The 11929-nt window shown below is 63.2% G+C and carries 10 protein-coding genes; 5 read left to right on the top strand and 5 right to left on the bottom strand.

The features are described 5' to 3' along the window. The first annotated feature begins 49 nt into the window (after positions 1-49). Complete coding sequence (locus AC1RQI_RS11845) at positions 50-2341, top strand: TonB-dependent receptor (RefSeq protein ID WP_481904939.1); 2292 nt, start codon at positions 50-52, stop codon at positions 2339-2341. 61 nt (positions 2342-2402) lie between these two features. Here the strand turns inward: AC1RQI_RS11845 and fhuB are convergent, their stop codons facing one another. From fhuB to AC1RQI_RS11825, 4 genes are read right to left on the bottom strand one after another with little or no spacing between them, the layout of a single operon-like run. Beyond that, a complete protein-coding gene (fhuB, locus tag AC1RQI_RS11840; protein ID WP_481904938.1) occupies positions 2403-4406 on the bottom strand; it encodes a Fe(3+)-hydroxamate ABC transporter permease FhuB in 2004 nt (667 codons plus the stop codon). Continuing rightward, the gene (locus tag AC1RQI_RS11835; RefSeq protein ID WP_481904937.1) at positions 4406-5323 is read right to left on the bottom strand and encodes an ABC transporter substrate-binding protein; all 918 of its coding nucleotides are present in this window, start codon (positions 5321-5323) and stop codon (positions 4406-4408) included. Before AC1RQI_RS11835 ends, fhuB begins: the two co-directional genes overlap by 1 nt. 18 nt (positions 5324-5341) lie before the next feature. Further along, positions 5342-6112, bottom strand: a complete 771-nt coding sequence (locus AC1RQI_RS11830) for an ABC transporter ATP-binding protein (RefSeq protein ID WP_416633204.1) — start codon at positions 6110-6112, stop codon at positions 5342-5344. After that, on the bottom strand, positions 6093-6866 hold the full coding sequence (locus tag AC1RQI_RS11825) for a siderophore ferric iron reductase (protein WP_481904936.1): 774 nt from the start codon (positions 6864-6866) through the stop codon (positions 6093-6095). The genes AC1RQI_RS11830 and AC1RQI_RS11825 overlap by 20 nt, the downstream gene beginning before the upstream one ends. 324 nt (positions 6867-7190) lie before the next feature. On the opposite strand from AC1RQI_RS11825, the gene trpE reads away from it, so the two are divergent. From trpE to trpC, 4 genes are read left to right on the top strand one after another with little or no spacing between them, the layout of a single operon-like run. Next, entirely contained in the window at positions 7191-8672 is a 1482-nt protein-coding gene (gene trpE / locus AC1RQI_RS11820; protein ID WP_416633202.1) for an anthranilate synthase component I, read from the top strand. Positions 8673-8690: 18 nt separating this feature from the next. After that, positions 8691-9284, top strand: coding sequence for an anthranilate synthase component II (locus AC1RQI_RS11815; protein ID WP_481904935.1), 594 nt, complete (start codon positions 8691-8693; stop codon positions 9282-9284). Between the two features lie 6 nt (positions 9285-9290). Continuing rightward, complete coding sequence (gene trpD / locus AC1RQI_RS11810) at positions 9291-10331, top strand: anthranilate phosphoribosyltransferase (protein WP_481904934.1); 1041 nt, start codon at positions 9291-9293, stop codon at positions 10329-10331. Further along, a complete protein-coding gene (gene trpC, locus AC1RQI_RS11805; RefSeq protein WP_481904933.1) occupies positions 10328-11137 on the top strand; it encodes an indole-3-glycerol phosphate synthase TrpC in 810 nt (269 codons plus the stop codon). The genes trpD and trpC overlap by 4 nt, the downstream gene beginning before the upstream one ends. A gap of 13 nt (positions 11138-11150) precedes the next feature. On the opposite strand, the gene AC1RQI_RS11800 is transcribed toward trpC, so the two are convergent. After that, positions 11151-11792: a hypothetical protein gene (locus tag AC1RQI_RS11800; RefSeq protein ID WP_481904932.1), complete on the bottom strand. Its 642-nt coding sequence runs from the start codon at positions 11790-11792 to the stop codon at positions 11151-11153. Positions 11793-11929: the final 137 nt, after the last annotated feature.

Genomic DNA, 11929 nt, shown 5'->3' with positions numbered 1-11929 from the left:
TCTGTTAATCTCTCGACCCGGAATAATCCTCAAAATCAGGAGTCTTTCTATGCGGCAATTGAGCAGTTGGTCGCGCAATCCCCTGGCAGTTCTCTTCATCACGGGCGCAGCCATGGGGACAGCCCCCGTGGCACTGGCCCAGCAATCCATTGGATCCCTGGATGAAATGGTGGTTGTGGGCAACCGCGCCCCCTCCCAGATCAGTGAAGTCCCAGGCACCGTCTGGGTCCTGGAAGGCGAGGAGCTGCAGCGCCAGTTCGACGGTGGCAAAAGCCTCAAGGACACGCTGGGCAACCTGGTTCCCGGCATGGACCTGGGCACCCAGAACCGCACCAATTTCGGCCAAAAACTGCGCGGACGCGGCGTGCTGGTGATGATCGACGGGGTCTCGCTCAATTCCTCCCGTGGGCTCAGTCGCCAGCTGGACAGCATCGACCCCTTCAACATCAAGCGCATTGAAGTGCTCTCCGGCGCCACGGCCATCTACGGGGGCGGCAGCACCGGCGGCATCGTCAACATCATCACCAAGAAGGGCGAAGCCGGTGAGCCGTCTTTCGAGACCGAGATCGGTGCGAGCAGTGGCTTCAACAACAGCAACGACCGGGACCTGAGAGGCGGCCAATCCATCAGCGGCGGCACTGACTTCGTCAAGGGCCGGCTGGCGGTGGCAGGCCAGGATAACGGCGCCTTCTACGATGGCAACGGCGATCCCGTCCTGCCGGATATCACCCAGACGGACCTGCAGTACAACCGTACCGTTGACGTGATGGGGAACCTGGAGTTCGATTTCAGCCAGACCCAGAGCCTCACCCTGACCGCGCAGTACTACAACTCCAAGTTCGACGGCAGCAAAGGCCTCTACCTGGGCCAGGGGCTGTCACAACTGGACAACCCACAGATCCGGAATGGCTTTTCAACGGACCGCCCGCCCGAGACCGACCGCTATATGGTCAATGCTTCATTCCGCGATACCGACTTTCTCGGCCATACCGCCTACCTGCAGCTGTCTTCAAGGCAGGAGGAAATGAGCTTCCAGGGCTTCCCCTACCAGGGCGACGAAGCAGCCCTGAGCTACTACCGGAACAACGGCACCTTTCCGCCCGGCAGTAACCTTGGGGGACTCGCGGATGTGGACCTGTCCTATGTGGGCTCGTCCAAACAGAACACCAAGCAGCACTCGCTCAAGGCCATGCTGGTCAAGCAGATTGGGGACGTTCAGCTGACTTATGGCGTCGACCTTGACCGGGAAGACTTTGACGCCAGCCAGATGATTTTCAACAGCGGCGAAGCGCTCAACTCAGGCCTGATGACGCTGAACGAGCGCTACCGCACCGCCCGTTACCCTTCCTTCCGCGTCGACGGCATCGCGAGCTTCCTCAATGGGGAGTGGCAGGCAACCGAGCGCCTCCAGCTCAGCGCCGGCGTGCGTTATCGCCATGCCAGCCTGGAAACCGGGTCCATCGTGCCCGTACAGAAAGTGGTTAACACCAATGGCAATACCTTTGTTCAGGGCGGATTGGCCACAGGCGCGGAAGCCATCCCGGGAGGTGAAAACGATTACAACGTCTCACTGGTCAATGCCGGCGCCATCTACGACCTGACGCAGGACCAGCAGGTCTGGGCCAATTACAGCCAGGGGATGGAAATCCCGGACCCGGCCAAGGCCACGGGCCAGGGGAATTACAGCCTGGCGGCACCCGGCGGTCAGTATCAGCTCCAGGAATATCTGGATCTGGATGACAACAACCTGCCGGCACTGAAAACCGACCAGGTGGAGCTCGGGTGGCGCCAGTACACCCCGGACTGGGATGCCCAAGTCGCGACCTACTACACCTGGTCCGACAAGGACACGGTCGTGAACACGGACGACTTCACGATCGACGTCGTGGACAACCGGGTACGGACCTACGGCGTGGAAGCCAGCGGTACCTGGCGGATCACCCGTCAGTGGCAGCTCGGCGGTACCGGCCACTACGTCAAGTCGGAAACCAAGCAGAATGGCGACTGGCAGGACCAGGTCGTTACCGACGCCAGCCTGCCGAAGACGACGGCGCATATTAAGTGGGGCAATGCCGACACCAGCGTCCGCTTCCAGGGAGTACGCGCCTTTGACATCGACGATGGCCAGGGCAACGAGATCGATGGCCATACCACCTTTGATCTACAGGCCACGCAGAGCCTGGCCGGCGGTGAGCTCACGCTGGGGATCAACAACGTGTTTGATAACCAGTACACCACGGTCTGGAGCCAGCGGGCCAAGGTGTTCTACGGCCTGCCCGAGGTTACGGACTTCAAGGGCCGTGGTCGCACCTACTCGCTCTCCTACACCATCGAGTACTGACGCCAGGTCAGCGCCCTTCCCTCCCCGGCCATGGCCGGGGAGCTTCTCCTGCTTCCAGGTGCTACCCCAACCGGCGCCGCGTCAACAGAAAAATGAAGTAGCTTCCCCCGAGCAGTGCCGCCATCAAACCGGCCGGCAACTGGTCCGGGTAAAGCAGCGTCCGGCCCAGCCAATCAGAAAGCGTCATCAGTCCCATCCCCACCATGGCCGCCAATGCCAGCTGGGGCCGAACCCGGCGCGCGCCCAGAAGCGCTGCTACATGGGGAGCCAGCAGACCCACGAAAGCAACCGGCCCCATCAGGGCGGTTACCAGCGCGCAGAGCGCGCACACCACCAGAAGCAGCACCAGCCGTGCCCGGGCCACGTTGACCCCTCGGGCCCGAGCCATCGGGTCCCCGATGGCGATCAGCGTCAGCCATCGGCTCAACGCCACAACCAGCAGGACCAGGACCGCCACGCCAGCCGCCAGTAGCAGAGCCCTGTCGGTGGAGGCCCGGTAGGTGGAACCAGACAGCCAGCCCAGAATGATGTGGGCGCTCTGGGTGCCCTGGGCCAGCACGAAATGCACCAGTGCCTCCATCAGGGCCGCGAGTGAAATGCCCACCAGAATCACGATACCCGGCGCATAGTGGGAGCGCCGCCCTACGAGCAGAAGAACGCCGAGCACCACCAGACTGCCCAGAAACGCCACGCCCGGCCCGGCGTGATAGATGGAGGTGCCGGTCCAGATGGTGAAGATGACCAGCGCGAGTGTTGCGCCCGCGGACATGCCCAGAATATCCGGGCTGGCAAGCGGATTGCGGATCAGGCGCTGAAGAATGAGCCCGGCAACCGCCATACCAACACCGGCGGCGGAGGCGGTCAAAAGGCGCGGCGCACGCAGCGACCAGACCAGTTCCGAGGGCCAGGCAAAAGGCAGGCTGGACAACGACAGCGGGGTGGCCGGCGTATAGGTCAGGGTCAGGACAACCAACACCAGTAGCAGGACCACGGCGCTGACCCAGGTCAACCAGGTCGTCTGGCGCGCGCCTTGAGGCAGCGCCAACGCAGTCTGGTCTCCATGGCCCAGCTTGCGGTGCGCGAACACCACCAGCGCTGGCGCACCCACCATGGCGGCAGCCGTTCCACTGGGCACCAGCTCCCCGAACCAATCGCCCGCTGCCTGGGCCAGCGAGTCCGTTGCCAGCAGCAGCCCGGCTCCCAGCACCGCGCTGTAGGCCAGCTCATCTCCAGCCCGGCGCGCCCCCATGGAGCGGGCTATGTTGGGCGCGATCAGCCCCAGGAACCCGATGATCCCGACAGCGGTGATACTACTGGCCAGGATCCATAACGCGCCAACGAGCAGCACCACCAGCACGGGCCCATAGCTGAAGCCGCGCCCGCGTGCGCCGGCCTCCCCGAGTCGCATCAAGGTCAGTGGCCTGGGCGCCAGCACCAGCATCAAGGGCACAACCAGAAGCCGCGGCCAAAGCCATTGGACCCAGTTCCAGTCATTCTGGGTGAGATTGCCGGCACCCCAGATGAAGACACCCTGTGCCGCCTCCTGGTTCAGCAGAATGATGGCCGAAGCCGCCGCCCCCATCAGCAGATGGGTTGCCATACCGGCAAGCACCACCGGCAACCCGCCAATGCCGTTGCGCCCGGCAATGGTCAGGACAAGCCCAACCGATGCCATGGCGCCACCCATGGCGATCAGCGCCCGTTCATCGGTGGCCAGTGCCGGCAGCCAGACACTGGCACAGACCAGAGCCAGCCAGGCGCCGGAGGAGGCGCCAACCGTTAGTGGTGAGACCAGTGGGTTGCGGGTAACCTGCTGCAGGAGACTGCCCACGATGCCAAGCACCGCCCCCACGAGGACGGCAAGCAAGGCACGCGGCAAGGCTGTGTAATAGAACTGGACCTGATCAAAGCCGCTGGGCTGGCCCCCTGTCACCAACCGCCACTGTTCGGCCAGCAACAGGCTGCTGCCGAACTGCAGGTGGCATACCACCAGCACGAGCGCAGCCGCCAGGGCAACCCCATAGCGGGACAACGGCGCTGCCAGCAGGGCCCAGGTCGACTGCATCAGGGCTCAATGGTCAGAAGGGCATCCGTCATGTTCTCGGCCAGGTAGCGCAGCGACATGGCACCACCATAGACCCAGGTGGGCTCAATGGGCGCCACCCGACCGGCTTGGACCACTGGAAGCGCATTCCAGAGCGGCTTCTCCAACAGATCGCCAGCGAGGACAGTGGGCTTGAAATAAAGCAATACGTCCTCCTCGCCGATCCGATTCAGGTCCGCCACTTCCTTCTGGGTCTGCCCCCATTGGCTGGCCGGCTGAGGCATCGCCGATTCCAGGCCCAGCTGGCGAAGGGCGTACCAGGGCATGCTGTTGCGTCCAAAAACCCGGACCACGGTCGGGCTGGCAAAGCCCACGCTGGTCACCCGGGGCAGTTCGTCCCCGAAATGATCACGGATACGGCCACGCAGCCAGATCAAACGGGCTTCCAGCGCCTTGAGTTTATGCCGGGCCTTGTCCTCGCGGCCGAAGAGCCGGCCCAGTTCCAGAAAGATTGAGCGTGCCTTTTCAGCGTTACTGTGATCCTTGCGGAACGCATCGAAAAACAGCACCGGCGCCACCCGGCTCATCTTGTCGGCCAACCCGGCCTGGTCCGTGGAAAGCACAATGACGTCCGGTTCCAGGGACGCAATCTTCTCCATGTTCGGTTCCGAGCGCTTACCCACATTGGCCACCGACCCCGGCAGTTGTGGGCGCACCACCCACTTGCGGTAACCGGCGACGTCCGCCACGCCAACGGGATCAACGCCAAGCTCCACCAGGTTCTCCGCCATGGACCAGTTCAGAACCACCACGCGCTCAGGGACCGATTCGAACGTCTGCTCGCCCCGGCTGTCGGTGACGGTAATCTGCGCCTGAGCGGCAAGCGTCAGGCCAATGCCCAGGATCAGGGTCAGGTAATGTTTCAGTTGCAGAGCCATGAGTGCGGGCAACTCCTGTCAGGCGACCACCGCAACCGGGCGCTGTGTGCCGGGCTGGGCGATCAGGTTGATGTCGATGCCGTACAGCATCGTAAGCAGCTCGGACGAAAGCATCGCTTGCGGGGTGCCATCAAAAGCCACCTCGCCCTGCTTGAGCGCGATCACCCGGTCCGCGTAACGCGCCGCCAGATTCACATCGTGCAGGATCACCGCCACGCCACGACCAGCAGACTGGTTAAGGTCGCGCAGCAGCGCCATGCATTCGTACTGGTGGGAGAGATCCAGTGCCGAAGTCGGCTCATCGAGCAACAATAGCGGCGCCTCCTGGGCCAGCAGCATCGCGATCCAGGCGCGCTGGCGCTCACCCCCGGAGAGCTCGTCGACCAGGTGCGTAGCATAATCCGCCATACCGGTCTGTTCCAACGCCCAATCCACGGCGCAGGCATCGTCCCGGTGCCAGCGACGCACCAGACCACGCCAGGGGAAGCGGCCCAGGCGGACGAGCTCACGCACATCCAGCCCCGCCACCTCGGGAAGCTGCTGGGGCAGGAAGGCCATGCGCCGGGCCAGCTCCCGTTGCCCATAACCATCAAGCGGCTGATCATCAAGGCGGATCATGCCCTCGTCGGGCTTCATCTGGCGCGCCATTACCTGCATCAGCGTGGACTTGCCAGAGCCGTTATGGCCCAGAATGGCGGTGAACTCGCCGTCCCGCAGCCCAAGCTCATCCACGCCCAGTATGGTGCGGCCGTCCCGGTGGACCCGGATATCAGACAGTGACAGCTTCATGGCTCAACTCCTCCAGTTGGCGCCGGGTGCGTTCGGCATGCGCCAGTTTGGGACAGGATGAACAATAAGCGCCGTCATCCCGCCGGTAGTGCATGCAACAGGCACGGCGCTCCAGCCCCAGCACCTCCTGCCCATCAGGCAGCTGCAAGGGCAGGAACCGGCTTTGATCGTGCAGCCCGGTTGCTGCCAGCCAGGCCTCACCCCACGCCTGCACGCGTTCATTACCCACCCCGTCGAGCCCCGCTGCCATGCGCTGCAGCGCCATCAGAAGGATATCCGCCATCAGGCGGTTGGCGATGAGTGGCTTGATCCGGGTTACCTGTTTCAGCTCCGCCAGCAGTCCATCCCTGGCCCTGAGAAGACGGGCAGCCGCATCGCGGATGCGTTCGATTTCCGAGCCCGGCGCCGTTGGCCAGGCTTCCGGCAACCGGAAGCCGGCGACAATGCCCTGCTCAACCCGCTGCCAGAGACGGTCAACCGGCGCTACAGCGCCGGTTCCATGCACACCCAGAACGGCCAGGAAGACCGGCTGCCAGATGAGCAGCGTCCAGGTCCGTACCGCCGAATACGGCTGTCCGGCTTCCGGATGGGCCTGTTCCCAGACCGCATGGACGGCCTCCACCACCCCGGTATTATCCGCGTCATGTGCCAATCCGGGCTCGCCGGAGGGTCCTGCGTGACCGTTGAGCCCGGGGTGCAGGCGTGCCGCCAACGTCAGAAACCCTGCTGTACTGGAATGCTCCGATGCTGTCATAGCCGTGCCCGCGGATCCGGAAGCCGGTAATAGAACCTGTGCGTATTGTGCCGCGTAGGGGGGAATACCGCAAATAAGAATCCGTATCATTCGAGCCCTCATGGCGGGCCTGGCGGTTGCTTCCGCAACCTCTGTCCGCTAGTCTAGTGCACCAGTTCCAATCATCGGGAGAGCGGCCGTGACCGCCGGACTGAAAGAAGCAACGCTGATCGTGCATCCCGCACGCTGGGCTAATCCGCGCTGGCGATGGTGACGCATCACCTTTGAGCGCCCGTGGCCAGGACCACGATTTCCCAATGCCCATGCTTTTTTCAGGAAAGACCCATGACGCCCGAACAGTTCGACGCCTACGCCGAGGAAGGCTTTAACCGCATTCCCGTCCACCGGGAAGTGTATGCCGATCTCGATACCCCACTGAGCACTTATCTCAAGCTGGCCGATGGCCCCTATTCCTATCTGCTGGAATCCGTCCAGGGGGGCGAGAAGTGGGGCCGCTATTCCATCATCGGTTTGCCTGCCCGCGAGCGGCTGCGGGTGAACGGCCACGAGGTGGTTCATGAATCCGATGACGGCGTAATCGAAGCCCTGACCGCCGAGGATCCGCTGGCGTATATCGAGGCCTTCCAGGCCCGCTACCACTCGCCCGACCTGCCGGATATGCCCCGGTTCAATGGCGGCCTGGTGGGCTATTTCGGCTACGACACGGTGCGCTTCATCGAACCCCGGCTGCGCGACAGCATGCCGCCGGACGAGCTGGGAACCCCGGACGTGCTGTTGATGGTGTCCGACGAGGTGGTGGTCTTCGACAACCTGCGGGGCAAGCTGCACCTGATCGTCCAGGCCAGCCCGGCGCAGACCGGCAGCTATCAGGCCGCCGTCCAGCGGCTGGATGAACTGGAAAAGCAGCTGCGCGAGACCCGGGTCACCAGCCCCGTATCCGAGGACACGGGCAATCGCATCGAAGAGCGTGATTTCCATTCGGACTTCACCCAGGCGGATTTCGAGGCCGCTGTCGAGCAGATCCGCGAGTACGTACTGGCGGGCGACGTCATGCAGACGGTGCTGTCCCGGCGCATGTCGGTGGCCTTCGAAGCACCGCCGCTGAACCTGTACCGGGCCCTGCGCTGCCTCAACCCGTCACCCTACATGTACTTCCTCAACCTCAACGACTTCCACATTGTGGGCTCCTCACCGGAGATCCTGGCACGGGTGGAAGATGAAGAGGTCACGGTCCGCCCCATCGCCGGTACGCGCAAGCGCGGCGCCACCCGCGAGGCGGACGAGGCGCTGGAGCAGGAGCTGCTGGCAGACCCCAAGGAGCGTGCTGAACACCTGATGCTGATCGACCTGGGGCGTAACGACATTGGCCGCGTGAGCGACACCGGCTCTGTCACCCTCACTGACACCATGACGATCGAGCGCTATTCCCACGTCATGCACATCGTCTCCAATGTCACCGGTCGCCTGCGGGAGGGGTTGTCCTGTACAGACGTGCTGCGCGCCACGCTGCCGGCGGGCACCCTGAGCGGCGCGCCCAAGATCCGCGCCATGGAGATCCTGGACGAGCTGGAGCCGGTGAAACGCGGCGTCTACGCCGGCGCCGTGGGCTATCTCTCCTGGAGTGGCAACATGGACACCGCCATCGCCATCCGCACCGCCGTTATCAAGGACAACACCCTGCACATCCAGGCCGGGGCGGGCGTGGTAGCGGACTCCGTGCCGAACCTTGAATGGGAGGAGACCCAGAACAAGGGCCGCGCCATCTTCCGGGCCGCCGACATGGCCCTGACGGATTTTGACCACTGACCGGAGAGGGAGCACAGCATGCTTTTAATGATCGACAACTACGACTCCTTCACCTACAACGTGGTCCAGTACCTTGGGGAGCTTGGGGCGGATGTGGTGGTGCACCGCAACGACACCATCACCGTGGACGAGATCGAGGCCATGGCGCCCGAGCGGATCGTGATCTCCCCCGGGCCCTGCTCCCCGGATGAAGCGGGCATCTCGCTGGAGGTCGTCCGCCGCTTCGCAGGCCGTTTGCCCATCCTCGGCGTCTGCCTGGGCCACCAGTGCATCGGCCAGGTTTTCGGCGGCACTGTCATCCGTGCCGGCCACGTGATGCACGGCAAGACCTCCCTGATCCACCACCAGGAGGAAGGCATTTTCGCCGGGCTGAGCAACCCGTTTGAAGCCACACGCTACCATTCTCTGGTTGTGGATAAGGCCCACTGGCCCGGCGACGAGCTTGCCATCACCGCCTGGACCGAGAATGAGGACAGCTCCATGGAGGAGGTCATGGGACTCCGGCATCGTCGTCTTGCCATCGAGGGCGTGCAGTTTCACCCCGAGTCGATCATGACGCGCCACGGTCACCAGCTGCTGCAGAACTTCCTGAACATGCCGAATCGAGGGTAAAGCACCATGGACATCCAGACGGCCATCGCCAAGGTGGCAGAGCGACAGGACCTGGGCACCGCGGACATGAAAGCGGTAATGCGCACCATCATGCAGGGCGAGGCCACGGATGCCCAGATTGGCGGCTTCCTCGTGGGCCTGCGCATGAAGGGCGAAGCCATCGACGAGATCACCGGCGCCGTGGAGGTGATGCGGGAGCTTGCCACCGGCGTCGCGCTGGATGTGCCCAATGTGGTGGACATTGTGGGCACCGGCGGTGACGGCGCCAACCTGTTCAACGTCTCCACTGCCGCCACCTTCGTGATCGCCGCCGCCGGCGGCCATGTGGCCAAGCATGGCAACCGCTCCGTGTCGTCGCGCAGCGGCAGCTCGGACCTGCTTGACCAGGCCGGGCTGCGCCTGAACATGGCCCCGGAGCAGATCAGCCGCTGCGTGCACGAGCTGGGCGTGGGTTTCATGTTCGCCCCCAACCACCACACCGCCATGAAACACGCCGTGGGTCCCCGCAAGGAGCTGGGCATCCGGACGCTGTTCAACATCCTCGGCCCCATGACCAACCCGGCGGGCGTGAAACACCAGGTGATCGGCGTATTCAATGGCGATCTCTGTGTGCCCATGGCGGAAGTGCTGCGCCGGCTGGGCAGCGAGCGTGTCCTCGTCGTCCATGCTGAGGACGGCCTGGATGAGATCAGCCTTGCAAGCCGCACCCGGGTGGCGGAGCTGAAGGACGGCGAGGTCAGCGAGTATCACATCCGCCCCGAGGACATGGGCATTAAAGCCCAGGCCATCACGGACCTTCAGGTGGCTGACGCTGGCGAGTCACTGGCCCTGATCCGTGAGGCGTTGAGCCCCAATCCCCGTGAGCGTGCCGCCCTGGCGCGCGACATGATCGCGCTCAACGCGGGCGCAGCGCTCTACGCCTCGGACCTGTCCGACACCCTTCAGGCCGGCGCCGAAAAAGCCCACGCCGCCATGGCTAATGGCGCAGCACTGCAGCGCATGGAACAGCTCGCCACCCTGAGTCAGCAGATGGAGCAGCAGGGATGACGGGCACACCAACAGTCCTCAAGCGCATCGTCGCCCGCAAGCACGAAGAAATCGCGGAGCGTCGTGGCCGGCTGTCGCTTGAGGATTGCCGCGCCGAAGCGCGCAAACAGCCAGAACCGCGTGGTTTTGCCGCCACCCTGGAACAGCGGATGGATGCGGGCGAACCGGCGGTCATCGCCGAGATCAAGCGCGCCTCCCCCAGCGCTGGCGTGCTGCGCGATCCCTATGACCCGGCTGCCATTGCGCGGGATTATGAGGCCCACGGCGCAGCCTGCCTGTCCGTGCTCACCGACAGGGATTTTTTCCAAGGGTCCGAGGCGGATCTGCTCGCGGCCCGGGAGGCCTGCACTCTGCCGGTGCTGCGCAAGGACTTCATGGTGGACGAGTACCAGATCCATGAAAGCCGCGTTGCCGGTGCCGACTGCATCCTGCTGATCGCCGCCTGCCTATCCACCACCCAGATGCAGGATTTGGCTGGAGTGGCCCGGGAGCTGGGCATGGACGTGCTGGTCGAGGTCCACAACGGCGAGGAGATGGCGCGGGCCCTGCAGGTGAAGAGCCCGCTTCTGGGCATCAACAACCGCGACCTGCACAGCTTCGAGGTCTCACTGGAGACCACCTTTGATCTCCACCAGCAGGTCCCGGACGATCGCCTGACCGTGACCGAAAGCGGCATCCATACCCGCGAGGATGTGGCCACCATACGCCACCAGGGCATTCACTCGTTCCTGGTGGGCGAGTCCTTCATGCGCTCAGCCAGCCCCGGCCATAAGCTGGCTGAGCTGTTTTTTCCACCTCCAGCCTGACTGACTCCTGGGACTACTGGCCGCTACGGGGATCCTCAGGCATCTTATACCAAGCCAAAAAGTACGCTTCTAGCGGTTCATTGGTACGCACACGAACCGCCCTATAACGATGTTCGACCGGGAAGCGAGCCTGGTCATCCCTTGATCCTCGGCCGGCCTTGGGGAGAACGCCGAAATTATAGGATACAGGTGAATACGACCCCCGCCCGAAGTGAGTGATCCCATTAACCCCCACTCGAACTCGCTCACCCTCAGCAGTAATCAACTCTACTTCAGGGTAAATGACCTTACCATCCTTCACTCTCTCGGGAAGCCATGCCTTGATGCCGAAAGGCGTTTGTTCGCTCAGGCTTTCCTGTGCACCTCCCCTCTCATCATCGGCAAGCGTCCTGGGTCTGTAATGCCTGGGATTGAGTGCAATCCCAAAGACCTGAATGGCACTTTCATCCACCACGAGAGGACGCTCAAAGCGGACTGTCGTCCACTCGACATCAAACTCGAATGGACCATCAATGGCCTGTTCATGCGTCCCAGTCGCGACAGACGCCACGCTGACGCCGCCCGCCAAATCTTCGTAACCCTGACTACACCCTGTAAAGCTTAAAACTGCTAAAAGCGTAGTGATGAAAGCGGATCTCGATTGCCTTACTAACATCTGATGCCTCCCTGCAAAGGTACCGATATAGGTATGATTCGTTAGGTGCAATTACATTATCCTGAATCCGTTACTTCAATCGACCAGAAATGCGCCCAAAGCCTGCAATAACAAGGCTTTGAGCGATATAATAGCAA

This window comes from Salicola sp. AFF1 (assembly GCF_056783195.1).
This window is presented reverse-complemented; position numbering and strand designations above follow the sequence as displayed.

Coding starts and splice junctions, on each gene's coding strand:
- AC1RQI_RS11845 (WP_481904939.1), top strand. CDS start 50: ATGCGGCAATTGAGCAGTTGGTCGCGCAATCCCCTGGCAGTTCTCTTC.
- fhuB (WP_481904938.1), bottom strand. CDS start 4,406: ATGCAGTCGACCTGGGCCCTGCTGGCAGCGCCGTTGTCCCGCTATGGG.
- AC1RQI_RS11835 (WP_481904937.1), bottom strand. CDS start 5,323: ATGGCTCTGCAACTGAAACATTACCTGACCCTGATCCTGGGCATTGGC.
- AC1RQI_RS11830 (WP_416633204.1), bottom strand. CDS start 6,112: ATGAAGCTGTCACTGTCTGATATCCGGGTCCACCGGGACGGCCGCACC.
- AC1RQI_RS11825 (WP_481904936.1), bottom strand. CDS start 6,866: ATGACAGCATCGGAGCATTCCAGTACAGCAGGGTTTCTGACGTTGGCG.
- trpE (WP_416633202.1), top strand. CDS start 7,191: ATGACGCCCGAACAGTTCGACGCCTACGCCGAGGAAGGCTTTAACCGC.
- AC1RQI_RS11815 (WP_481904935.1), top strand. CDS start 8,691: ATGCTTTTAATGATCGACAACTACGACTCCTTCACCTACAACGTGGTC.
- trpD (WP_481904934.1), top strand. CDS start 9,291: ATGGACATCCAGACGGCCATCGCCAAGGTGGCAGAGCGACAGGACCTG.
- trpC (WP_481904933.1), top strand. CDS start 10,328: ATGACGGGCACACCAACAGTCCTCAAGCGCATCGTCGCCCGCAAGCAC.
- AC1RQI_RS11800 (WP_481904932.1), bottom strand. CDS start 11,792: ATGTTAGTAAGGCAATCGAGATCCGCTTTCATCACTACGCTTTTAGCA.